This window comes from Enterobacter sp. MGH85 (assembly GCF_001037655.1).
In the GTDB taxonomy this organism is placed as follows: Bacteria; Pseudomonadota; Gammaproteobacteria; order Enterobacterales; family Enterobacteriaceae; genus Enterobacter; species Enterobacter intestinihominis.
The window spans coordinates 2,120,353-2,142,387 of record NZ_KQ089925.1; the positions used below are offsets into that span (position 1 = coordinate 2,120,353).

Below are 22,035 nucleotides of genomic sequence, written 5' to 3' on the forward strand. Positions count from 1 at the left end.
AGAATACCAAGGCGCTTGAGAGAACTCGGGTGAAGGAACTAGGCAAAATGGTGCCGTAACTTCGGGAGAAGGCACGCTGATGTGTAGGTGAAGTCCCTGCGGACGGAGCTGAAATCAGTCGAAGATACCAGCTGGCTGCAACTGTTTATTAAAAACACAGCACTGTGCAAACACGAAAGTGGACGTATACGGTGTGACGCCTGCCCGGTGCCGGAAGGTTAATTGATGGGGTTAGCGGCAACGCGAAGCTCTTGATCGAAGCCCCGGTAAACGGCGGCCGTAACTATAACGGTCCTAAGGTAGCGAAATTCCTTGTCGGGTAAGTTCCGACCTGCACGAATGGCGTAATGATGGCCAGGCTGTCTCCACCCGAGACTCAGTGAAATTGAACTCGCTGTGAAGATGCAGTGTACCCGCGGCAAGACGGAAAGACCCCGTGAACCTTTACTATAGCTTGACACTGAACACTGGTCCTTGATGTGTAGGATAGGTGGGAGGCTTTGAAGCGTGGACGCCAGTCTGCGTGGAGCCAACCTTGAAATACCACCCTTTAATGGCTGGTGTTCTAACGTAGACCCGTAATCCGGGTTGCGGACAGTGTCTGGTGGGTAGTTTGACTGGGGCGGTCTCCTCCCAAAGAGTAACGGAGGAGCACGAAGGTTGGCTAATCCTGGTCGGACATCAGGAGGTTAGTGCAATGGCATAAGCCAGCTTGACTGCGAGCGTGACGGCGCGAGCAGGTGCGAAAGCAGGTCATAGTGATCCGGTGGTTCTGAATGGAAGGGCCATCGCTCAACGGATAAAAGGTACTCCGGGGATAACAGGCTGATACCGCCCAAGAGTTCATATCGACGGCGGTGTTTGGCACCTCGATGTCGGCTCATCACATCCTGGGGCTGAAGTAGGTCCCAAGGGTATGGCTGTTCGCCATTTAAAGTGGTACGCGAGCTGGGTTTAGAACGTCGTGAGACAGTTCGGTCCCTATCTGCCGTGGGCGCTGGAGAATTGAGGGGGGCTGCTCCTAGTACGAGAGGACCGGAGTGGACGCATCACTGGTGTTCGGGTTGTCATGCCAATGGCACTGCCCGGTAGCTAAATGCGGAAGAGATAAGTGCTGAAAGCATCTAAGCACGAAACTTGCCCCGAGATGAGTTCTCCCTGAGACCTTGAGTCTCCTGAAGGAACGTTGAAGACGACGACGTTGATAGGTCGGGTGTGTAAGCGCAGCGATGCGTTGAGCTAACCGATACTAATGAACCGTGAGGCTTAACCTTACAACGCCGAAGCTGTTTTGGCGAAGAGACAGACACGATTTTCAGCCTGATACAGATTAACAGAATTTGCCTGGCGGCTTTAGCGCGGTGGTCCCACCTGACCCCATGCCGAACTCAGAAGTGAAACGCCGTAGCGCCGATGGTAGTGTGGGGTCTCCCCATGTGAGAGTAGGGAACTGCCAGGCATCAAACAGAAAGAACCCCGTACCGGAAGGTGCGGGGTTTTTTGCTTTGTGCGCGGAAAAACATGCCGGATGGCGGCTTCCCCTTATCCGGCCTACAATTGTTAAAACGATTTTAACAATGGTGCCGCTTTGACTCGTCCTTTTGATTACCAACAAGATTTTGCAAATATAAATTTTCGCGAACATCCCGAACGGTATCAGGTTGGCCGGGGTGAGCAGGGCGTATTGATGGTCGAGCCTTATAAAAGCGAAATCCTTCCACACTGGCGTTTTAAAAATTCTGAAGTCGCAGCGCGTTCGGCACAAGAGATATACGCTCTCTTTGAAGAGTACCGCAGTAAAAACGATTTTGTAGGCATGGATATGGCGCGTAAATTCATACAAATGGGCTATACCCGCGCCCGGCGATACGCGAATCATAAGGGCGGTAAAAAGTATGATGCGGAACGACAAGTCAAACCCCTCGATCACGATCCAGTGAAAGCAGAAGCAGCCGCAGTCTTCAAAAAGTGGTGGGATAAAATTCGTGCAGACGAAGATTACTTGCAGCGAAAAAAGGCCCACCAGCAGTCCTGGGGATAATTACTGCGTCCGCTAATAATTAGATAGCTGATCGAGTTCACAAAACGCAATGAAACATATTGGAAACATTTTATTTACCTAACGATTCGTTTTAAATCCGGTTTTACTGTTTGTGGGCAAAGGCCCGCAATGTGAGACAGGGGATATTAAAATGACAGAAACCGTAGCCAGTGCAGATACGGATAACACCAATTTGGCAGGTAAGGATACTCGCCGTCGGGTTTGGGCAATCGTTGGGGCCTCATCAGGAAACCTTGTAGAGTGGTTTGACTTTTACGTCTATTCATTTTGTTCACTCTACTTTGCGCATATCTTTTTCCCGTCAGGGAACACCACAACTCAGCTTTTGCAAACCGCAGGCGTTTTTGCCGCCGGGTTCCTGATGCGCCCTATCGGTGGATGGCTCTTCGGCAGGATCGCGGACAGGAAAGGGCGCAAGACATCCATGCTCATCTCTGTATGCATGATGTGCGTCGGCTCGCTGGTGATTGCCTGCCTGCCCGGTTATGAGACTATCGGAACATGGGCACCGGCGTTGTTGTTGCTGGCACGTCTGTTCCAGGGGCTATCCGTCGGTGGCGAATATGGCACCAGTGCGACATACATGAGCGAAGTGGCTGTTGAAGGGCGCAAAGGTTTCTATGCATCATTCCAGTATGTAACCCTCATTGGCGGACAGCTACTGGCGTTACTGGTTGTGGTGATCCTTCAACAGATCCTTAGCGATGAAGATTTACGCGCCTGGGGCTGGCGCATTCCGTTTGCCCTGGGGGCAGCCCTGGCGGTTGTGGCGCTGTGGCTACGCCGTCAGCTTGATGAAACCTCCCGACAGGAGGTCAGGGCGCTGAAAGAAGCTGGTTCGATGAAAGGGCTGTGGCGTAACCGCAAAGCATTTTTGATGGTATTAGGCTTTACCGCCGCAGGCTCGCTAAGCTTCTATACCTTCACCACCTATATGCAAAAATATCTGGTCAACACTACGGGCATGCATGCAAACGTTGCGAGTGTCGTCATGACGGTGGCGTTACTGGTCTTTATGCTCATCCAGCCGATTGTCGGCGCGCTGTCGGACAAAATTGGTCGCCGTACCTCCATGCTGATCTTTGGCGGCATGCTCACCCTGGGTACCGTTCCGCTTTTGACGGCGCTACAGCATACAACCTCTCCGTATGCCGCTTTCGCTTTAATCATGGTGGCGCTCATTATTATCAGTTTTTACACGGCAATCAGTGGCATTTTGAAAGCGGAAATGTTTCCCGCACAGGTGAGGGCGCTGGGCGTAGGCCTCTCTTATGCGGTTGCAAACGCCCTGTTCGGCGGTTCGGCAGAGTATGTCGCGTTATCCCTTAAGTCATGGGGCAGTGAAACGACCTTCTTCTGGTATGTCACCGTTATGGGGGCGCTGGCGTTTATTGTCTCGCTGATGCTGCATCGCAAAGGAAAAGGTATCCGCCTTTAATAATGCGCCATCTGCCAGACGGCGTAGCCGGTTGTTGCCCCGGCTACGTCCCAGGCAAAATCTTTCCAGCTCCAGCCACTTCCCGAGGGGCGGCTATCCCAAAGTTCTTTTGATGCCCCCAGGCTGATGGAGAACATCAGGCCTATTGTGGCACTTCGATCCCGGCTATATCCCTGGTGCAGCGCATACTCATTACCCGCAGCGGACATCATTGCAGACGCCAGAAAGTGCTGAGCTTTATCCTGACCCGACCAGTTATCATTAGCCATATGGCTGCAACCTGTCAGCAAAAGAGGGATTATCAGGCAAGGCGTACGCATTAACAGGCTCCATAAAAAAAGCCCCGTCGATGACAGGGCTCGTGTATTACAGAATGCGGCTGATGAGGCGATCGATACGGATCCGACGTAGACGGCGAATCAGCTTGCGAACTTTCACCGGGTAATCAGCGATGCTTTGCAGATCGCGATAAAGACGAACCACTGTGGTATGCGTGCGTATAAGCTCCAGCTCACGATCGCGTTTCGCGGCTAACGCATGCTGAGGATCGTGAATAAGAATGGCGTTTTCCAAATCCAGACGCCAGGCGCGTGGGTTCAGGTTATTACCGGTCAGCAGCATCCACTCGTCATCAACCCACATTCCTTTGAGATGATAACTGTTATCTTCATCTTTCCAGAGGCGCACGACGAGCTGGTCCGTGTTCACATAGTACTGTAAACGGCTCAGAAAGCGGCGCAGGTTAATCTCATAGAGATAAGGCAGTGCGCCGATGATCTTGAAAGGCTGATCTTCCGGAATGAAAAAGTCGTTTGCCGTTTTATCCCCGACAATGATTTCCACCTTTTTACCATCACGCAGCAACTGAATGATATTACGCACCAGAACGGCGGGAAGGTTGAAGTACGGGGTGCAGATGGTGAGCTTATGCTCCGCGCACGGCATCAAATGGAAGATAGTCTTGTTCAGGAGGCTGGATTTACCCAGGCCTACCAGAGGCGTAACGGACAGTTCTTCATTATTGGCATCACCCTGGAAACGATAAACCGCATCGCGCAGCTCCTGGCGGAAGGAGCGAACGTCGTTTTTGATTTCCGGGCTTTTCGGGCGATGAGGATCGTCAAGACGGTGCACACCCCGGCCATGAACCAGGTTTTTATCAACCCAGTTGAACATGATGTCGGTCATCTGCGGATTACGGATAAGATGGTAGCGATCGTAACGGTATTTATCGAGCTGATGGAGATACACATCATTCAGACTGGCGCCGCTATAAAGGACGCTGTCATCAATGATAAATCCTTTAAAATGAAGAACGCCAAGCGCTTCACGGGTATTCACCGGTACGCCATATACCGGGATATCAATACCCGGATTTTCCTGGGCCATGCGGCAATACCAGTCAGCATTGGTATTCGAGGCAGCCGCACCAATACGGCCACGCTGAGCACGGTGCCAGTCAACCAGCACGCGAACATCCAGTTCCGGACGCTGACGTTTCGCTTCATAGAGCGCGTTCAGGATCGCACGCCCAGCTTCATCTTGTTCAAGATAGAGCGCCACAATGCAAATACGTCGCGTAGCGCTGGCAATCTTTTCAAGAAGCGTCTCCCGGAAATGAGCGGGAGCATAAAAGAACTCTACATCATCAACTGACTGAGAAATCTTCGGTAGTTGAGCAAGGTGTTGTTGATGTTTATTACGCTTAAATTTTGACAACATCACAGTGCGTTTCTTCTCTGTTCATTGAAGGGTTGTCTGTACCAGGCAAACAACATAAGCGGACAATGATACCCCAGTGCCGGGAAAAGTGGGTAACATTTCCAGCAGCTTACTCTTGTTTATCCGTCGAAGTCAGGCTGAGGGACAAAGAGACAATGCCTTCATCCAGCTGGATATCAACGTCAAAACCGAGCTTCCGCGCCAGGGTCACCATACCCCGATTATTTGGCATAGTAATGCCATTGAGCCGTGACAATCCGTGATCGCGCGTATAACCAATGAGTTTTTCGAGCAGCCGTCTGCCCAAACCCAAACCTTTAAGATCGGAACGCACCAGTACGGCAAACTCCGCATCCACGTTATCCGGGTCGGAAATGGCACGCGTCACGCCGAGGATCTCTTCTCCCTCTGCGGAACGGCGGACCGCCACAATCGCCATTTCTCGATCGTAGTCGATCTGGGTCATATTGGCTAAATCGTCGTGGGTAAATTCATTAATTTCGCTGAAATAGCGATAGTACAAATCTTCTTTCGTCACCTGCGAGATGAACGCTCGCAGCAGCGGCTCGTCTTCCGGCAGGATAGGGCGAAACAGTGCCCGCTCTCCATTTTTCATCTCCACCCACTCTTCCAGATGGAGAGGATAAGGACGAATGGCGAGACGGCTTTCCCGGTCACCGACAAATGGCGCAATTTCCAGCGTCACGTCGAGGGCAGTGAATTCATTTCCGGAAGCGAGGAGCGGGTCGATGTCCAGGCGCTGGATCTCCGCACAGTCAACAATGAGGTTGGAGACCTTCACCAGAAACTGGCTTAACCCGGCGATATCAAGCGGCCTCAGAGCGCTTCTGCCGCGGATTTTTTTACTTTTGATGGCCTGAATAACCAAATAACGCGCCAGGTTCATGTTTAGAGGTGGAAGCGCGACAGCCGCTTGTTCTTCTGGCCGCCATTCAACGCCGCCGTCACCCAGCATAATGAGTGGACCAAAAACCGGATCGTGTTCGACGACCACGCGCAGCTCCTGCGCACCTGCTCGGTTAGCCATGCTCTGCACCAGCAGGCCGTGGATCCGGGCCTGTGGCCACGTCATTTTAACGCGATCGATAATGGCATCCGCGGCCTGTTGTACTTCTGTCGCGGTGCGCAGATACAGCATGACGCCCTGAACATCCGATTTGTGCGGAATATCGGGGGAGCGCAGCTTCAGCGCGACCGGATAGCCAATCTGCTCAGCGATATGTACCGCCTCAGCGCTGTCACCGGCAATCCAGGTCGGCAGTGTTTGCATCCCATAGCTGCCAAGAATGGGTTGCACTTCATGCGTATCAAGCGAAGTGGCGCCCTCTTCGATGGCCTGTTGCAATAAACTGTGTACGTCCACCGAATTTGCTGTGAGGTTGCCCGGTAAGGCAGGCGTTTCACGCAGCTGCTTCTGGTTGCGGCGGTACTCAACCATATGCATAAACGCGGTTATGGTGCCCTCTGGCGTACGGTAGGTTGGCAACCCGGCTTCACTAAACAGACGTCGCGCTTCCTGCGAGGAGAACTCGCCGCACCAGTTGGTCAGCAGGGTGACGTATTTGCCGCGCGGATGGTTTCGGACAGCCTCAATCAGCGTTCGTGCACTTTCGCTGCCTGGCGCAACCGCGCTGGGCGAATGGATAATCATCAGCGCATCAAAGTCCTGGCTATCCAGCAAAATCGTGATCGCCTTAATGTAACGATCGCTGCTGGCATCATCGCGCAAATCGAGGGGATTATCGGGAACAACGCTTCCCGGTAACGCGTCCCGCAGGCGCTGGAGCGTCTCTTCACCCAGCGTGGCCAGCTTGCCGTTGCGTAGCCAGAGCTCGTCCAGCGCCAGGGCGGCGGGAGCGGCTCCGTTGCTGACAATCATCAGCTTTTCACCGCGCAGGGGACGCATGTGGCTCAACGTTTCGACGGCGGAAAAAAGCTCGTGCGTATCCTGTACCCGCAGTAAACCGGCGCGCTGGATCGCTGCATCCCATGCGGGATCCATCCCGGAATGGGATTGCAGCAGGCGCTGAGCCGCGGGGCTGCGCCCGCTTTTGATGACCAGAATCGGTTTATTACGCGATGCGCTACGCGATGCCGACACAAAACGACGGGCGTCACTCAGGTGTTCAAGGTAGAGCAGGATAGCGCTGGTTTTGCTGTCACGCGCCAGGAAATCCAGCAGCTCATCGACGTCAATGTCCAGGCTGTCGCCGAGGGCGATGAAATAGGAAAAGCCCATCTCACGCTGCTGCGCCCAGTCGAGGATGGTATTGGATACCGCTGCCGACTGTGAAATAAAGGCCAGTTTGCCTTTACGGATCGGAACCGGGGAAAAACTGGCATTCAGCCCTTGCCAGGGCGCAAGCAGACCGAGGCTATTTGGACCAAGAATGCGCATCTGGTAGCGGCTGGCGCAGGCCAGCAGTTCGGGCTGCTGTTCAGGAGGCGAGGAAAGAATAATGCAGGTTTTACAGCCTTTCTGACCGAGCGACTCAAGCAATTCGAGGTTTCGTTTCGCATGCGTACAGAGCACGGCGAGGTCGGGAACAAACGGTAAACTTTGCACGTCCGGCCACGCCAGCACCCCCTGTACCGCTTTATAAGCGGGCGTAACGGGCATGACCGGGCCGTTAAACCCGCCAGCCAGCAGGTTACGCATCATCAGATACCCTGCGCGGTCCGGTTTCATCGAGGCGCCAATAACGGCAATGGATTTCGGACGGAGTAGCGCTTCTAACCCTCTCTGGCTCATGCAGGCCTCCTGTGAATGCAAGCGACCTGATGATTTTAAACGCTTTCTGTCTCTGTTGCTGTGACGCTACCCTTATGAACGGTTTTTCCTGCCAGATAACGTTCGCGGAAGCAGGAGAAGTGGGAGCTTAATGCGCTGGCCGCCTGGGTATCGCCCGCCAGATCCAGTAGCGCAATGGCGACTTCAGCGGTGCAATATTGACCCTCGGCATGCGCTTCTCGTAAGCGATAGGCCGAAACGCGCGACAGATCGACGGAGATCACCGGCAGCGCATCAAGATAAGGGCTTTTGCGAAACATCTTTCTTGCTTCGGTCCAGGTGCCGTCGAGCATAATAAACAGCGGCGGCTTACCGGATGGTGGCGCCGTAAGCACCTGGCGTTGTTCGCCTGCATATGATGCCGGGAAAACGACCATGGGCTGATAGTCCGGGTTTGCCACCAGGTCAAGCAGAGCCTGAGGTGGCTCAGTGCGCGACCACTGAAACGCTGCGGTATTGGGCAGAATATCGGCGATCAAACGCCCCGTGTTGCTGGGCTTCATCGGTTCGGTATCGAACATGACCAGACAAAAGCGGCTTTTCGCCTCGCTCGGTGTAAGCGTTTCGCACAGACACACTTTCAGCGGTAAAAGGCAGCGCTGGCAGCGGCGAATACGATTGCCTCGGGCCAGAAAAGGGCGGGTTGCGCGCGCAAGGCGCTCGGCGCGTAATTGAAGTACAGCGTTATCAGTCATGGGCGAAAAGGCAGGAAAAAACCCATTTTCGCAGAGGAGAGAACGGGGCACAAGATGTGCCCCGTGAATGTTACAGGGATTCGTTTAACCAGCTGTCGAAAGGCGCCTTCGGTACTGCACCATTGAGCATGTCGATCACTTCCCCATTTTTGAAAATCATAATGGTTGGAATGCTGCGAATGCGAAAACGGGCGCTGAGTTCACGTTCCGCTTCGGTATTCACTTTAACAAAACGCATTTTCCCGCTGCGCTCTTCAGCCACGTCTTCGAAGATGGGCGCAAAGTTACGGCAGGGGCCGCACCACGGTGCCCAGAAATCGACCACAACCGGCAGATCGTCCTTGAGGAGTTTGTCCAGCGTAGCACCCGTCGCGTTAATGACATCGCCATCAAATAATTCGTGGCCACAACGCCCGCATTTCGCACCGTCATCCATCCGATCGTCCGGAATGCGGTTTAAAGCCTGACAGTTGGCACATACGGTATTCATAACTAACCTCTGATAGAGCCGTGGAACAACGGCAGAACGCCGATAATGTTTCTGATATGTTACATATTATCAGTGAGCCTGTATAAATCGACAACACGTTTTATTCAATGGGAACAATAGTCACAGGCTTTTGTACGAAATTATGGCTATGAGCTTGCACATCGGGTAATCTGCGCGCTTCGCGCAGCGCTGGTGGAGAAAAGCATGAACGACGAAATGAAAAACAAAAGCGGCAAGGTCAAAGTGATGTATGTCCGCAGTGATGATGACTCTGATAAACGCACCCAAAATCCGCGTACCGGAAAAGGTGGCGGGCGTCCGGCGTCTTCTCGTGCAGACGGTGGCCGTCGCCCCGCCCGCGATGACAGAAATAACCGCGGCGATGACCGCAAACGTGATGACCGTAAGCGTGACGATCGCAAACGCGATGATTTTGTCCGCGACGGTGGATCGCCATGGCGTACCGTTTCTCGCGCGCCCGGTGAAGAGGCGACCGAAAAAGCCGATCACGGCGGTATCAGCGGAAAAAGCTTTATCGATCCGGAAGTGCTGCGTCGTCAGCGTGCGGAAGAAACCCGTGTATATGGCGAGAACGCCTGTCAGGCCCTGTTCCAGAGCCGCCCGGAGTGTATCGTTCGCGCATGGTTTATCCAGAGCGTGACCCCGCGCTTTAAAGAAGCGCTGCGCTGGATGGCGGCGAACCGTAAAGCCTACCACGTGGTTGACGATGCCGAGCTGACAAAAGCGTCCGGGACTGAACACCACGGCGGCGTCTGCTTCCTGATCAAAAAACGTAACGGCACCACCGTGCAGCAGTGGGTCAGCCAGGCGGATGCCGATGACTGTGTGCTGGCGCTGGAAGATGTGGGTAACCCGCATAACCTGGGCGCTATGATGCGTAGCTGCGCGCACTTTGGCGTGAAAGGCGTTCTGTTGCAGGATGCCGCGCTGCTGGAATCCGGTGCGGCAATCCGTACCGCGGAAGGCGGTGCTGAGCATGTTCAGCCGATCACCGGCGACAGCGTGCTGGAGGCCCTTGAGCAATTCCGTAACGCGGGCTACACCATTGTCACCACCTCAAGCCGTGCCGCTACGCCGCTGTTTAAAGCGACGTTGCCGCGCAAAATGGTGCTGGTGTTAGGTCAGGAGCGCGATGGTCTGTCTGATGCGGCACTCTCCAGCGCTGACATGAGCGTTTCTATCGACGGCACTGGCAACGTTGAAAGCCTGAACGTATCCGTTGCGACCGGCGTGCTGCTGGCCGAATGGTGGCGTCAGAACAAGGCATAAGCCTTATATGTGCCGGGCCTGACCCGGCACATTCAAACCCTACTCACTCTCTGCCGGTAACACAGGCATCCAGTCAATCGGCTTTTCGCCACGCTTTTCCAGCCACTCATTCGTCAGAACAAAATGGTTACTGCCAAAGAAACCGCGATGCGCAGACAGCGGCGACGGGTGCGGTGCTTTCAGTACGTGATGGCGCTGACGATCGATAATCGCCCCTTTCTTTTGGGCATGTGAACCCCAGAGTAAAAACACGACGCCTTCACGATGCTCATTGATCAGGCTGATAACCTTATCGGTAAAGGTTTCCCATCCCAGACTGGCGTGGGAGTGTGCCTGACCCGCCCGGACGGTTAATACGGTATTCAGCAACAGCACGCCCTGGCGCGCCCAGCTTTCCAGATAACCGTGATTAGGGCGGGTGAAACCCGGAATCGTTCCTTCCAGCTCTTTATACATATTCAGCAGAGAAGGGGGAATGGCCACGCCCGGACGCACGGAAAATGCCAGTCCGTGAGCCTGCCCGGGACCATGGTACGGATCCTGCCCCAGTATAACCACCTTCACGTCGCTCAGTTCGGTGTAGCGAAAGGCGTTAAATACATCTTTCTGCGGTGGATAAATTGTCTGGCCGGCCTGCCGTTCAGCCGCAACGGTACTGAGGGTATTAATAAAATAGGGCTGCTGCTTCTCTTCTGCCAGCACGTCATGCCAGGTTAAAGGTGTTGTCATCTCGCTCTCCTGCGAATTTCATTCTTTGCCTAGCTTACCTGCTAATGGCTGGTGAGCAAAATTACCCGCGGAAAAGCGGCTAAGTGTCTCAATTTATGTTGAAAACCAGGCAGGGTAAGTTGAATTGGTAAATCATTAAAATTGATCTAAAACAAAAAATTCAGACCACACTCTTTATGTGGTTAGTGATTTTGTTGATTTAAATCAATAAATCACCCGGGTCTGAATGTTATATATACACACAACAAACAATGGTTTTACCAATTGGCCGCAAAAGGCCAGCATCAGTTAATGTAGCCTAAGGGAGGCAACACATGATTACAGGTATCCAGATTACTAAAGCTGCAAATGACGATCTGCTGAACTCTTTCTGGCTGCTGGACAGCGAGAAAAACGAAGCGCGCTGTGTAGTAGCGAAAGCAGGTTTTGCGGAAGACGAAATCGTTCCGGTGAGCAAACTGGGCGAAATTGAATACCGTGAAATTCCAATGCAAGTGCAACCAGAAGTGCGCGTGGAAGGTGGTCAGCACCTGAACGTTAACGTCCTGCGTCGTGAAACGCTGATGGATGCTGTTGAGAACCCAGAAAAATACCCGCAGCTGACCATCCGTGTGTCTGGCTATGCGGTGCGTTTCAACTCTCTGACTCCGGAACAGCAGCGCGACGTTATCGCCCGTACCTTTACTGAAAGCCTGTAAGGTTTCAGCTTCGGGGGTGGAATAAAAAAGCCGGGAATGTCCCGGCTTTTTTTTACTCTTCAGTTTTTGTCTCTGGCGCAGCAGAACTTGGCTTACGGCGCTTACCAATATTTTTGGTATCGCGGTGGCGCTGCTTCACGCGCGGCTTCTCTTTTTCTTTCTCTTTTCTCTCAGCACGTTTCGCGAGCGCTTTCTTGGACGGTTTACCCGTCATTTTTTCACTCGGTGCACGTGTCGTCGGACGAAGTTCGTCAATCACACGAGCTTTTAGCGGCTCATCAACGTAGCGGCCAATTTTTTGGAGCAGCAGATGGTCGTGTGCTTCTACCAGAGAAATAGCAATCCCTTTGCGGCCCGCACGGCCGGTACGACCAATACGGTGCAGGTAAGTATCACCGCTGCGCGGCATATCAAAGTTGATCACATGGCTTACGTCCGGGATGTCGATCCCGCGCGCGGCAACGTCGGTTGCAACCAGCACATTCACGCGACCATCGGTCAGGCGCTTAATCCCTTCGGTACGCTTAACCTGTGCCATTTCACCTTCGAGATAGCAGTTGTTGATGCCAGCGTTGCGCAGCATTTCTGCCAGCTCATGCACTCGCTCACGTTTACGTACGAAGACGATGGTACGGGTTGCTTCTTCCTGCTTCAGCAGATGTTTCAGCAACTCAACCTTATGCTCAAGGTTATCTGCGCGGTAGTACCACTGATGGATCTTCTTACGCTCACGCGTCGATGGCGTAGCGGACACTTCCACCGGATCTTCCAGCAGACGTTCGGCGAAATCTTTAATGGCATCCCCTTCAAGGGTTGCCGAGAACAGCATTGTCTGGTTACGCCAGCGCGTTTCACCCGCGATGTGTTCGATATCCTGGGCAAAGCCCATGTCCAGCATGCGGTCAGCTTCATCGAGAATCAGCGTTTCCACCGCCCGGCAGTCGAAGTTCTCTTCTTTTATGTATTGCAGCAGACGGCCTGTCGTCGCGACAACGATATCCTGGTTTTCGCTGAACACTTCGGCGTGGTTCATATACGCTACGCCGCCGGTGATGGTCGCGATATCCAGATGGGTGTTCGCCGCCAGCTCACGCGCGTGTTCGGCAACCTGCATCGCCAGTTCACGGGTCGGGGTCAGGATCAAAATGCGCGGCGGCCCTGATTTTTTACGCGGAAAATCGAGCAAATGCTGCAACACAGGCAGCAAGTAGGCTGCTGTCTTCCCCGTGCCGGTTGGCGCAGAACCGAGCACATCGCGGCCCTCAAGCGCAGGCGGAATGGCCGCGGCCTGAATGGCGGTCGGGCGTGTAAAGCCTTTACTCTCAAGAGCATTGAGCAGGCTTTCATCGAGTTCAAGTTCGGAAAAAGTCGTTACAGTCATGTTCTACCTCTGTGTGGGGCGCTGATTATAGACGTTACGGCTGTAATCTTCATCTGTTTGTATGGATATCGCTTTTCGACCACTTCGCTTTCCCCTATGCTACTCCAGTTTCACACAGAAGGTTGCCCTGACATGTCTCAACTCAAAGCGCAGTTGCGCCGCGATGGTTTTACGTTTAAACAATTTTTTGTGGCGCACGATCGTTGCGCAATGAAAGTCGGTACAGACGGTATTTTACTGGGTGCATGGGCCCCTGTCGCAGGTGTAAAACGCATTCTGGATATTGGTACGGGCAGCGGACTTCAGGCGCTGATGCTGGCGCAGCGTACCGAAGAACACGTCACGATCGACGCCGTTGAGCTTGATCCTCAGGCGGCCCAGCAGGCAAGCGAAAACGCTGCCGATTCTCCGTGGGCAGAACGGATCAGGGTGGAATGTGCCGATGTCCTGACCTGGGCACCGGAGCAGACTGCGCGTTACGATTTGATCGTCAGCAATCCGCCGTATTTCACGCCAGGTGTGGAGTGTGGAACGCCGGAACGCGAGCAGGCACGTTACACCGGCTCGCTCGATCACAAGGCGCTACTGACCAGCGCGGCGGAACTCATCTCGGAAGAGGGATTTTTCTGCGTGGTCTTGCCCGAAAGCACGGGTAACACCTTCATTGAGATCGCTCGGGATATCGGCTGGAGTTTGCGTCTTCGTACCGATATTTCGGATACGGAAGGTCGCTTACCGCACCGTGTGTTGCTGGCGCTCTCGCCGAAAGAGGGGGAGTGCTTTACCGACAGGATGGTTATTCGCGGGCCAGACCAGCGTTATTCCGAAGATTACACTGCCCTGACCCAGGCCTTTTATCTGTTTATGTGAACCTGCGGCGTCAACACCGACGGGCCGGACGTTTCCAGCGGGTCGGGATAGTCCAGCGTATAATGCAGGCCACGACTCTCTTTGCGCATCATCGCACAGCGTACAATCAGCTCGGCAACCTGCACAAGGTTGCGCAGCTCCAGCAGATTATTGGAAACGCGGAAGTTGGCGTAATATTCATCAATTTCCTGCTGCAACATCATGATGCGGCGTAACGCGCGTTCCAGACGCTTCGTTGTGCGTACAATCCCGACATAATCCCACATGAGAAGCCGCAGCTCGTGCCAGTTATGCTGGATAACAACCAGTTCGTCCGGGTTCTCTACCCGACTTTCATCCCATGCTGGCAGGTGCGTTGTTGGACGTGCATAGGGCATGCGTTTGGTTATATCTTCCGCAGCCGACCACCCATACACAAGACACTCCAGCAATGAGTTTGATGCCATGCGATTCGCACCATGCAGGCCGGTGTAACTGACCTCGCCGATCGCATACAAACCATCCACGTCGGTACGACCATGATCGTCAACTATCACCCCGCCACAGGTATAGTGGGCAGCAGGCACAATCGGCACCGGATCGCGGGTTAAATCGATACCCAGACTCAGCAGCTTTTCATAAATCATCGGGAAGTGCTGGCGAATAAAGTCTGCCGGTTTATGGCTAATGTCCAGATACATACAGTCCACGCCAAGCCGCTTCATCTCGTGGTCAATGGCGCGGGCCACGATATCCCGCGGGGCAAGTTCACCTCGGGGGTCGAAGTCCGGCATAAACCTGGAACCGTCCGGTCGCTTGAGATACGCGCCTTCGCCGCGCAACGCTTCAGTTAACAGGAAGTTACGTGCCTGCGGGTGGAACAGGGCGGTAGGATGGAACTGATTAAACTCCATATTCGCTACGCGGCAGCCTGCGCGCCAGGCCATGGCGATACCGTCTCCGGAGGCGATATCCGGGTTAGTCGTGTACTGGTAAACCTTGGAGGCGCCGCCGGTCGCCAGCACAACGGCTTTAGCCTGGCAGGTTTCCACCTTCTCTTTATTCCGATTCCACACCCATGCGCCGACAACACGGCGCGTGCCGGGCAGGCCAATTTTATCGGAAATAATCAGGTCGACGGCGTTACTGCGCTCCAGCACCCGAATATTGGGATGGCTGAGGGCTTTGCTGACCAATGTGGTTTCAACCGCTTTTCCTGTTGCATCAGCAGCGTGCAGAATACGGCGATGGCTGTGCCCGCCTTCACGGGTCAGATGATAGCTCTCTTCACCATTAGGCTGAACCTGAGTATCAAACAGCACGCCCTGGTCGATAAGCCATTGCACGCAGTGGCGGGCATTGCTGGCGACAAACTCTGCGGCATGCTCATCCACGATCCCGGCACCGGCAATCAGAGTGTCTTCTACGTGTGAGGCAATGCTGTCCGTTTCATCAAACACGGCGGCAATACCGCCTTGTGCATAGAAGGTGGAACCTTCGCTCATCGGCCCTTTACTCAGCACGATTACGTTCTGATGTTCCGCCAGGCGCAGCGCGAGGGAGAGGCCAGCAGCACCGCTGCCGATAATCAGTACATCACAATGGAGTTCAGGCGTTGTATTCATGGTGTTTGTTTAATTTACTAAACATGGTCTGGGCAGAATAGCATTGTGATGCGAGTTATCGCACGTTTTTTTTGAAGCGTGTTGCAATGACTAAACGGATGGCCGGAAGTTAAATCATCGCTAAATGACTGGAATTATTTTGCGAAGCAGATCGTTAGCTTCAGATTTTGTGGTGAAATAAAGCCTGTGTTGCGTTACTCTTCTGACGATAAAGTTAATGATTCTTGTCAGAAAGCGGGTGCGTATCGTGAACAGACTTATAATGAGAGAAAATGAACGGTCTGCGGCGCGATGAACAAAAACAAAGGCGTTACGGAACTTATTGAAGAACAGACGCTCTAATTCGGTGCTTGCTCAAAGTGCAATGTTGTTAGAGTGGCGTTTCGATAACGCGTGGAATTTGGTTTGGGGAGACATTACCTCGGATGAGCGAGCAGTTAACGGACCAGGTCCTGGTTGAACGGGTCCAGAAGGGAGATCAGAAAGCTTTTAACCTACTGGTGGTGCGCTACCAGCATAAGGTAGCGAGTCTGGTTTCCCGCTATGTACCGTCAGGCGATGTTCCTGATGTGGTACAAGAGTCTTTTATTAAGGCCTATCGCGCGCTGGATTCATTCCGGGGGGATAGTGCTTTTTATACCTGGCTGTATCGTATTGCAGTCAATACGGCTAAGAATTATTTGGTTGCTCAGGGGCGTCGTCCGCCTTCAAGTGATGTTGACGCTATCGATGCAGAAAACTTCGAAAGTGGCGGCGCGCTGAAAGAAATTTCGAACCCTGAGAACTTAATGTTGTCAGAAGAACTGAGACAAATCGTTTTTCGCACGATCGAGTCGCTCCCGGAAGATTTACGCATGGCAATTACGTTACGGGAGCTGGATGGCCTAAGCTATGAAGAGATAGCCGCCATCATGGATTGTCCGGTCGGCACGGTTCGTTCACGAATTTTCCGTGCGCGAGAAGCCATTGATAATAAAGTTCAACCGCTTATCAGGCGTTGACGATAGCGGGATACTGGAAAAGGTATTAGGCATGCAGAAAGAAAAACTTTCCGCTTTAATGGATGGTGAAATGCTGGATAGTGAGCTGCTCGATGAGTTGTCTCATTCTCCCGAAATGCAACAGACCTGGGAGAACTATCATCTTATTCGCGACACTCTGCGGGGTGATACCAGCGATGTTCTCCATTTCGATATCTCAGCACGCGTTATGGCGGCCATTGAGAACGAACCTGTTCATCAGACCACGCCGCTTATTCCTGAAGCGCAGCCTGCACCTCACCAGTGGCAGAAAATGCCGTTCTGGCACAAGGTGCGTCCATGGGCCAGCCAGCTCACCCAGATGGGAGTCGCTGCGTGTGTATCGCTTGCAGTTATCGTTGGGGTCCAGCACTATAATACCCAGTCTGAAGCCAGTCAGCAGCCTGAAGCGCCAGTGTTCAATACGCTGCCGATGATGGGTAAAGCCAGTCCGGTTAGCCTGGGCGTACCGGCAGATGCCTCCGCAAGCGGCGGACAGCAACAGCAGGTACAGGAGCAGCGTCGTCGCATTAATGCGATGTTGCAGGATTACGAGTTGCAGCGTCGTCTGCACTCCGAGCAGCTTCAGTTTGAGCAGGCCCAAACCCAGCAGGCTGCTGTGCAGGTGCCAGGAAACCAAACTTTAGGAACGCAATCGCAGTAATGAAGCAACTTTGGTTCGCCATGTCTTTGATGGCGGGTAGCCTGTTCTTCTCTGCTAACGCCTCGGCTGATGTTTCATCCGGGGCGTTGTTGCAGCAAATGAATCTGGCCAGCCAGTCACTCAATTACGAGTTGGCATTTATTAGCATCAATAAGCAGGGTGTCGAATCGTTACGCTATCGCCACGCCCGCCTTGATAATCAGCCGCTCGCCCAGCTTTTACAGATGGATGGCCCGCGTCGGGAAGTGGTCCAGCGTGGGAACGAAATCAGCTATTTCGAGCCAGGCCTTGAGCCGTTTACGCTCAATGGTGACTACATCGTTGATTCCCTGCCATCGCTCATTTACACCGATTTTAAACGTCTCGCCCCCTACTATGATTTTATCTCGGTGGGGCGAACGCGTATTGCCGACAGGTTGTGCGAAGTGATCCGCGTAGTCGCGCGGGATGGGACACGTTACAGCTATATCGTCTGGATTGACGCAGAGACGAAGCTGCCGATGCGCGTTGATCTGCTCGATCTCGACGGTGAAACGCTGGAGCAGTTCCGCGTGATCTCCTTCGACGTGAACGGTCAGGTTGGCAACAGTATGCAGAATCTGGCCAAAGCCAGCCTGCCGCCTTTGCTTTCCGTACCTGCCGGCGATTCTGTCAATTTCAACTGGGTACCTTCCTGGATCCCGCAAGGATTCAGCGAAGTATCCAGCAGCCGTCGCCAGCTGCCGACTATCGAAACACCGGTTGAATCGCGCCTCTATTCCGATGGGCTATTTAGCTTCTCGGTGAATATCAATCGCGCTACGGCGAACAGTTCCGAACAGATGCTCCGTACCGGTCGCCGGACGGTTAGCACGACGGTACGCGATAATGCGGAAATTACCATTGTTGGTGAATTACCGCCGCCAACAGCAAAACGTATTTCAGACAGCATTAAATTCAGGGCTGCGCAATGATTAAAGAGTGGGCGACGGTCGTATCCTGGCAGGATGGAGTAGCGCTTGTCAGCTGTGACGTTAAAGCATCATGCAGCAGCTGCGCTTCGCGAGCCGGTTGCGGCAGCCGCGTATTGAATAAGCTGGGGCCGCAAACGTCGCACACTATTGCTGTGTCGAGCGATCAGCCGCTGGTGGCAGGGCAAAAAGTGGAGCTCGGCATCGCTGAAGGCAGCCTGCTCACTTCCGCCATACTGGTTTACCTCTCTCCGCTCGCCGGACTGTTTGTGATGGGCGGGGTTTTCCAGATGCTGTTCGGCACAGATTTGGCCGCCATGTGCGGTGCCGCCTTGGGCGGTGTGGGCGGGTTCTGGCTTGCTAAAGGCGTTTCCCCAAGGCTTACCGCCCGGGAAGCCTGGCAGCCCGTCATTCTCAGCGTTGCACTGGCACCCGACCAACTTCGTGTTGAGACGCTCTCTTCTGAGGCCCGGTGATCTGCCGGGCTTTATTATTATTTACATCGCAATAAAGTAAACGCCGTCTCTTCGCGCTATACCTGACTCTAAGTGCATTTCCAGCAGACGAGGTTGTAGTGTAGAATGCTGCGTTTTCGCACTGAAAAACGTCAGGCTAAGAACAGCGGCCTCCAGGAATTCGTAAGGCATAATTATTTAACTATATGAAGAACATACGTAACTTTTCGATCATTGCTCACATTGACCACGGTAAGTCGACGCTGTCTGACCGTATTATCCAGATTTGCGGTGGCCTGTCTGATCGTGAAATGGCAGCCCAGGTTCTGGACTCCATGGACCTGGAACGCGAACGCGGTATTACCATTAAAGCCCAGAGCGTGACGCTCGACTATAAGGCTTCCGATGGTGAAACCTACCAGCTGAACTTTATCGACACCCCAGGGCACGTTGACTTCTCTTATGAAGTGTCACGCTCGCTGGCGGCCTGCGAAGGCGCGCTGCTGGTGGTGGATGCCGGGCAGGGCGTAGAGGCCCAGACGCTGGCAAACTGCTATACCGCCATGGAAATGGATCTCGAAGTGGTGCCGGTTCTGAATAAAATCGACCTGCCAGCCGCCGATCCTGAGCGCGTAGCGGAAGAAATTGAAGACATCGTCGGTATCGATGCGACCGATGCAGTGCGCTGCTCGGCAAAAACCGGCGTAGGTGTTCCGGATGTACTGGAACGTCTGGTGCGTGACATTCCGCCGCCGGAAGGTGACCCGGATGCGCCGCTCCAGGCGCTGATCATCGACTCCTGGTTTGATAACTACCTGGGCGTTGTCTCGCTGGTGCGTATTAAAAACGGCACCATGCGTAAAGGCGACAAAATCAAGGTTATGAGCACCGGGCAGGTCTACAACGCTGACCGTCTGGGCATCTTCACGCCAAAACAGGTTGACCGTACCGAACTGAAATGCGGCGAAGTGGGTTGGCTGGTCTGTGCAATTAAAGACATCCTCGGCGCGCCAGTGGGCGATACCCTGACCGGCGCACGTAACCCGGCAGATAAAGCGCTGCCAGGCTTCAAAAAGGTGAAACCGCAGGTTTATGCGGGTCTGTTCCCGGTCAGCTCCGACGATTACGAAAACTTCCGCGATGCGCTCGGAAAGCTGAGCCTCAACGATGCTTCCCTGTTCTATGAGCCAGAAAGCTCAACGGCGCTGGGCTTCGGCTTCCGCTGTGGCTTCCTCGGTCTGCTGCACATGGAGATCATTCAGGAACGTCTGGAGCGTGAATACGATCTGGATCTGATCACCACCGCCCCGACGGTTGTCTACGAAGTAGAAACCACGTCGAAAGAGGTCATCTACGTCGACAGCCCTTCCAAGCTCCCGCCGCTGAATAATATTCAGGAACTGCGCGAGCCTATCGCAGAGTGTCACATGCTGCTGCCGCAGGAGTTCCTCGGTAACGTGATCACCCTGTGTATTGAGAAGCGTGGCGTGCAGACCAACATGGTGTACCACGGTAACCAGGTGGCGCTGACCTATGAAATTCCGATGGCGGAAGTGGTGCTCGACTTCTTCGACCGTCTGAAGTCTACCTCCCGTGGCTATGCGTCACTGGACTACAACTTCAAACGCTTCCAGGCCTCCAACATGGTTCGCGTGGACGTGCTGATCAACGGCGAGCGTGTTGATGCCCTGGCGCTGATCACCCACAACGATAACGCACCGTACCGTGGTCGTGAGCTGGTTGAGAAGATGAAAGAGCTGATCCCGCGTCAGCAGTTTGACATTGCGATTCAGGCGGCCATTGGTAACCACATCATTGCCCGTTCAACCGTGAAGCAGCTGCGTAAAAACGTTCTGGCTAAGTGCTACGGCGGCGACGTCAGCCGTAAGAAAAAGCTGTTGCAGAAGCAGAAAGAAGGTAAGAAGCGTATGAAGCAGGTCGGTAACGTTGAGCTGCCGCAGGAAGCATTCCTTGCCATCCTTCATGTTGGTAAAGACGGAAACGGTAAATAACCTTAAGGAGTTGGCATGGCGAACATGTTTGCCCTGATCCTGGTCATCGCTACCCTGGTAACAGGTCTGTTATGGTGCCTGGATAAGTTTATCTTCGCCCCAAAACGCCGTGAACGTCAGGCTGCCGCGCAGGCTGCCGCGGGCGATACGCTGGACGCGAAAACCCTGAAAAAAGTCGGCCCAAAACCGGGCTGGCTGGAAACAGGGGCATCGGTCTTCCCGGTGCTGGCGATTGTGCTGGTGGTGCGTTCATTTATCTATGAACCGTTCCAGATCCCGTCAGGATCGATGATGCCAACGCTGCTGATCGGTGATTTCATTCTGGTTGAGAAGTTTGCCTATGGCATCAAAGATCCGATCTACCAGAAAACGCTGATCGAAACGGGTCATCCGAAACGTGGCGACATTGTGGTGTTTAAATATCCGGAAGATCCACGGCTGGATTATATTAAACGCGCGGTAGGTCTGCCGGGCGATAAAGTAACCTACGATCCGATAGCGAAGGAAGTGAGGATTCAGCCAGGCTGTAGCTCTGGAACTGCATGTGAAAATGCGCTGCCAGTCACTTACTCCAACGTTGAGCCAGGTGATTTTGTGCAGACCTTCGCCCGCCGTAATGGCGGTGAAGCGACCAGCGGATTCTTCCAGGTGCCAAAAGGTGAAACCAAAGAGAACGGTATTCGTCTGGTTGAACGCAAAGAGACGCTGGGCGATGTCACTCACCGCATTCTGACCGTGCCAATCGCACAGGACCAGCTGGCAATGTACTACCAGCAGCCAGGCCAGCAGCTGGCGACCTGGATTGTGCCGCCGGGACACTACTTCATGATGGGTGACAACCGCGATAACTCTGCGGACAGCCGTTACTGGGGCTTTGTGCCGGAAGCGAATCTGGTCGGTAAAGCAACCGCTATCTGGATGAGTTTCGAGAAGCAGGAAGGCGAGTGGCCGACCGGCGTTCGCCTGAATCGTATTGGCGGAATTCATTAATTTTCGTCAAAAATAACACGTAGCGGCTTTTATTCGCCGCTACGTGAATTATTTCAGCGATAAATCTCTTTGAACTAACGACATCCCCTGTCGTTGCGTATAGAATATTCCCCCGAAGTTTAAGGTTGGCCCTGCAAGGGTGCCACGGCACACG

The 22,035-nt window shown here is 53.7% G+C and carries 19 protein-coding genes, 1 rRNA gene and 2 other annotated features; of the genes, 12 read left to right on the top strand and 8 right to left on the bottom strand.

The genetic code is table 11. The features are described 5' to 3' along the window. Positions 1-14: 14 nt before the first annotated feature. Positions 15-379 (top strand) — a sequence feature (23S ribosomal RNA rRNA prediction is too short). A gap of 9 nt (positions 380-388) precedes the next feature. Beyond that, positions 389-1,261, top strand: a sequence feature (23S ribosomal RNA rRNA prediction is too short). 82 nt (positions 1,262-1,343) lie between these two features. From rrf to SK51_RS10080, 3 genes are all read left to right on the top strand, one after another. Continuing rightward, positions 1,344-1,459, top strand: a 5S ribosomal RNA gene (gene rrf, locus SK51_RS10070). A 129-nt stretch (positions 1,460-1,588) separates the two neighbouring features. Then, entirely contained in the window at positions 1,589-2,041 is a 453-nt protein-coding gene (locus tag SK51_RS10075) for a DUF4385 domain-containing protein (RefSeq protein WP_032622345.1), read from the top strand. A gap of 151 nt (positions 2,042-2,192) precedes the next feature. Continuing rightward, positions 2,193-3,500: an MFS family transporter gene (locus tag SK51_RS10080; RefSeq protein WP_023300743.1), complete on the top strand. Its 1,308-nt coding sequence runs from the start codon at positions 2,193-2,195 to the stop codon at positions 3,498-3,500. On the opposite strand, the gene SK51_RS10085 is transcribed toward SK51_RS10080, so the two are convergent. The 5 genes from SK51_RS10085 to trxC all read right to left on the bottom strand — a co-directional run bounded on the left by SK51_RS10085 (position 3,497) and on the right by trxC (position 9,219). Next, on the bottom strand, positions 3,497-3,820 hold the full coding sequence (locus SK51_RS10085; protein WP_022649053.1) for a YfiM family lipoprotein: 324 nt from the start codon (positions 3,818-3,820) through the stop codon (positions 3,497-3,499). The two genes, SK51_RS10080 and SK51_RS10085, sit on opposite strands and share 4 nt — an antisense overlap. A gap of 46 nt (positions 3,821-3,866) precedes the next feature. Then, positions 3,867-5,222 (bottom strand): CDP-diacylglycerol--serine O-phosphatidyltransferase, encoded by a 1,356-nt coding sequence (pssA, locus tag SK51_RS10090; protein WP_048206667.1) that lies wholly within the window; start codon positions 5,220-5,222, stop codon positions 3,867-3,869. Between the two features lie 109 nt (positions 5,223-5,331). Continuing rightward, complete coding sequence (locus SK51_RS10095) at positions 5,332-7,995, bottom strand: bifunctional acetate--CoA ligase family protein/GNAT family N-acetyltransferase (protein ID WP_023306730.1); 2,664 nt, start codon at positions 7,993-7,995, stop codon at positions 5,332-5,334. A 35-nt stretch (positions 7,996-8,030) separates the two neighbouring features. Next, the gene (gene tapT, locus SK51_RS10100) at positions 8,031-8,729 is read right to left on the bottom strand and encodes a tRNA-uridine aminocarboxypropyltransferase (RefSeq protein WP_023306729.1); all 699 of its coding nucleotides are present in this window, start codon (positions 8,727-8,729) and stop codon (positions 8,031-8,033) included. A gap of 70 nt (positions 8,730-8,799) precedes the next feature. Continuing rightward, positions 8,800-9,219: a thioredoxin TrxC gene (gene trxC, locus SK51_RS10105; RefSeq protein WP_003860733.1), complete on the bottom strand. Its 420-nt coding sequence runs from the start codon at positions 9,217-9,219 to the stop codon at positions 8,800-8,802. Between the two features lie 204 nt (positions 9,220-9,423). Between trxC and SK51_RS10110 the strand changes: the two genes are divergently transcribed. Then, positions 9,424-10,509 carry a tRNA/rRNA methyltransferase gene (locus SK51_RS10110; protein ID WP_023300740.1) on the top strand — a complete coding sequence of 362 codons (1,086 nt, stop codon included), beginning with the start codon at positions 9,424-9,426 and terminating at the stop codon, positions 10,507-10,509. A gap of 39 nt (positions 10,510-10,548) precedes the next feature. Here SK51_RS10110 and ung read toward each other — a convergent pair whose 3' ends face one another. Further along, positions 10,549-11,238 (bottom strand): uracil-DNA glycosylase, encoded by a 690-nt coding sequence (ung, locus tag SK51_RS10115; protein ID WP_003860729.1) that lies wholly within the window; start codon positions 11,236-11,238, stop codon positions 10,549-10,551. A 314-nt stretch (positions 11,239-11,552) separates the two neighbouring features. Between ung and grcA the strand changes: the two genes are divergently transcribed. Beyond that, on the top strand, positions 11,553-11,936 hold the full coding sequence (gene grcA, locus SK51_RS10120) for an autonomous glycyl radical cofactor GrcA (RefSeq protein ID WP_022649048.1): 384 nt from the start codon (positions 11,553-11,555) through the stop codon (positions 11,934-11,936). A gap of 52 nt (positions 11,937-11,988) precedes the next feature. Here the strand turns inward: grcA and srmB are convergent, their stop codons facing one another. Beyond that, positions 11,989-13,317 (bottom strand): ATP-dependent RNA helicase SrmB, encoded by a 1,329-nt coding sequence (srmB, locus tag SK51_RS10125; RefSeq protein WP_022649047.1) that lies wholly within the window; start codon positions 13,315-13,317, stop codon positions 11,989-11,991. Between the two features lie 132 nt (positions 13,318-13,449). On the opposite strand from srmB, the gene trmN reads away from it, so the two are divergent. Continuing rightward, positions 13,450-14,187 (top strand): tRNA(1)(Val) (adenine(37)-N(6))-methyltransferase TrmN, encoded by a 738-nt coding sequence (gene trmN / locus SK51_RS10130; RefSeq protein ID WP_023306727.1) that lies wholly within the window; start codon positions 13,450-13,452, stop codon positions 14,185-14,187. Here trmN and nadB read toward each other — a convergent pair. Continuing rightward, positions 14,172-15,791 (bottom strand): L-aspartate oxidase, encoded by a 1,620-nt coding sequence (gene nadB / locus SK51_RS10135; RefSeq protein WP_023306726.1) that lies wholly within the window; start codon positions 15,789-15,791, stop codon positions 14,172-14,174. The genes trmN and nadB overlap by 16 nt on opposite strands. 425 nt (positions 15,792-16,216) lie before the next feature. On the opposite strand from nadB, the gene rpoE reads away from it, so the two are divergent. The 6 genes from rpoE (at position 16,217) to lepB (ending at position 21,881) form a co-directional block, all read left to right on the top strand. Beyond that, a complete protein-coding gene (gene rpoE, locus SK51_RS10140; RefSeq protein ID WP_006176728.1) occupies positions 16,217-16,792 on the top strand; it encodes an RNA polymerase sigma factor RpoE in 576 nt (191 codons plus the stop codon). Between the two features lie 31 nt (positions 16,793-16,823). Then, on the top strand, positions 16,824-17,474 hold the full coding sequence (gene rseA, locus SK51_RS10145) for an anti-sigma-E factor RseA (RefSeq protein WP_022649044.1): 651 nt from the start codon (positions 16,824-16,826) through the stop codon (positions 17,472-17,474). Beyond that, positions 17,474-18,427 (top strand): sigma-E factor regulatory protein RseB, encoded by a 954-nt coding sequence (rseB, locus tag SK51_RS10150; protein WP_023306725.1) that lies wholly within the window; start codon positions 17,474-17,476, stop codon positions 18,425-18,427. Before rseA ends, rseB begins: the two co-directional genes overlap by 1 nt. Then, positions 18,424-18,900: a SoxR-reducing system protein RseC gene (rseC, locus tag SK51_RS10155; protein WP_022649042.1), complete on the top strand. Its 477-nt coding sequence runs from the start codon at positions 18,424-18,426 to the stop codon at positions 18,898-18,900. The genes rseB and rseC overlap by 4 nt, the downstream gene beginning before the upstream one ends. A 185-nt stretch (positions 18,901-19,085) precedes the next feature. Further along, positions 19,086-20,891 carry a translation elongation factor 4 gene (lepA, locus tag SK51_RS10160; RefSeq protein ID WP_022649041.1) on the top strand — a complete coding sequence of 602 codons (1,806 nt, stop codon included), beginning with the start codon at positions 19,086-19,088 and terminating at the stop codon, positions 20,889-20,891. 15 nt (positions 20,892-20,906) lie between these two features. Continuing rightward, entirely contained in the window at positions 20,907-21,881 is a 975-nt protein-coding gene (lepB, locus tag SK51_RS10165; RefSeq protein ID WP_023306724.1) for a signal peptidase I, read from the top strand. Positions 21,882-22,035: the final 154 nt, after the last annotated feature.

What these genes read in the sequence shown, in the direction of transcription:
- rpoE (WP_006176728.1), top strand. Translation starts at nt 16,217, where the DNA reads ATGAGCGAGCAGTTAACGGACCAGGTCCTGGTTGAACGGGTCCAGAAG.
- nadB (WP_023306726.1), bottom strand. Translation starts at nt 15,791, where the DNA reads ATGAATACAACGCCTGAACTCCATTGTGATGTACTGATTATCGGCAGC.
- SK51_RS10110 (WP_023300740.1), top strand. Translation starts at nt 9,424, where the DNA reads ATGAACGACGAAATGAAAAACAAAAGCGGCAAGGTCAAAGTGATGTAT.
- SK51_RS10080 (WP_023300743.1), top strand. Translation starts at nt 2,193, where the DNA reads ATGACAGAAACCGTAGCCAGTGCAGATACGGATAACACCAATTTGGCA.
- rseA (WP_022649044.1), top strand. Translation starts at nt 16,824, where the DNA reads ATGCAGAAAGAAAAACTTTCCGCTTTAATGGATGGTGAAATGCTGGAT.
- SK51_RS10095 (WP_023306730.1), bottom strand. Translation starts at nt 7,995, where the DNA reads ATGAGCCAGAGAGGGTTAGAAGCGCTACTCCGTCCGAAATCCATTGCC.
- trmN (WP_023306727.1), top strand. Translation starts at nt 13,450, where the DNA reads ATGTCTCAACTCAAAGCGCAGTTGCGCCGCGATGGTTTTACGTTTAAA.
- rseC (WP_022649042.1), top strand. Translation starts at nt 18,424, where the DNA reads ATGATTAAAGAGTGGGCGACGGTCGTATCCTGGCAGGATGGAGTAGCG.
- grcA (WP_022649048.1), top strand. Translation starts at nt 11,553, where the DNA reads ATGATTACAGGTATCCAGATTACTAAAGCTGCAAATGACGATCTGCTG.
- ung (WP_003860729.1), bottom strand. Translation starts at nt 11,238, where the DNA reads ATGACAACACCTTTAACCTGGCATGACGTGCTGGCAGAAGAGAAGCAG.
- lepB (WP_023306724.1), top strand. Translation starts at nt 20,907, where the DNA reads ATGGCGAACATGTTTGCCCTGATCCTGGTCATCGCTACCCTGGTAACA.
- lepA (WP_022649041.1), top strand. Translation starts at nt 19,086, where the DNA reads ATGAAGAACATACGTAACTTTTCGATCATTGCTCACATTGACCACGGT.
- trxC (WP_003860733.1), bottom strand. Translation starts at nt 9,219, where the DNA reads ATGAATACCGTATGTGCCAACTGTCAGGCTTTAAACCGCATTCCGGAC.
- tapT (WP_023306729.1), bottom strand. Translation starts at nt 8,729, where the DNA reads ATGACTGATAACGCTGTACTTCAATTACGCGCCGAGCGCCTTGCGCGC.
- rseB (WP_023306725.1), top strand. Translation starts at nt 17,474, where the DNA reads ATGAAGCAACTTTGGTTCGCCATGTCTTTGATGGCGGGTAGCCTGTTC.
- pssA (WP_048206667.1), bottom strand. Translation starts at nt 5,222, where the DNA reads ATGTTGTCAAAATTTAAGCGTAATAAACATCAACAACACCTTGCTCAA.
- srmB (WP_022649047.1), bottom strand. Translation starts at nt 13,317, where the DNA reads ATGACTGTAACGACTTTTTCCGAACTTGAACTCGATGAAAGCCTGCTC.
- SK51_RS10085 (WP_022649053.1), bottom strand. Translation starts at nt 3,820, where the DNA reads ATGCGTACGCCTTGCCTGATAATCCCTCTTTTGCTGACAGGTTGCAGC.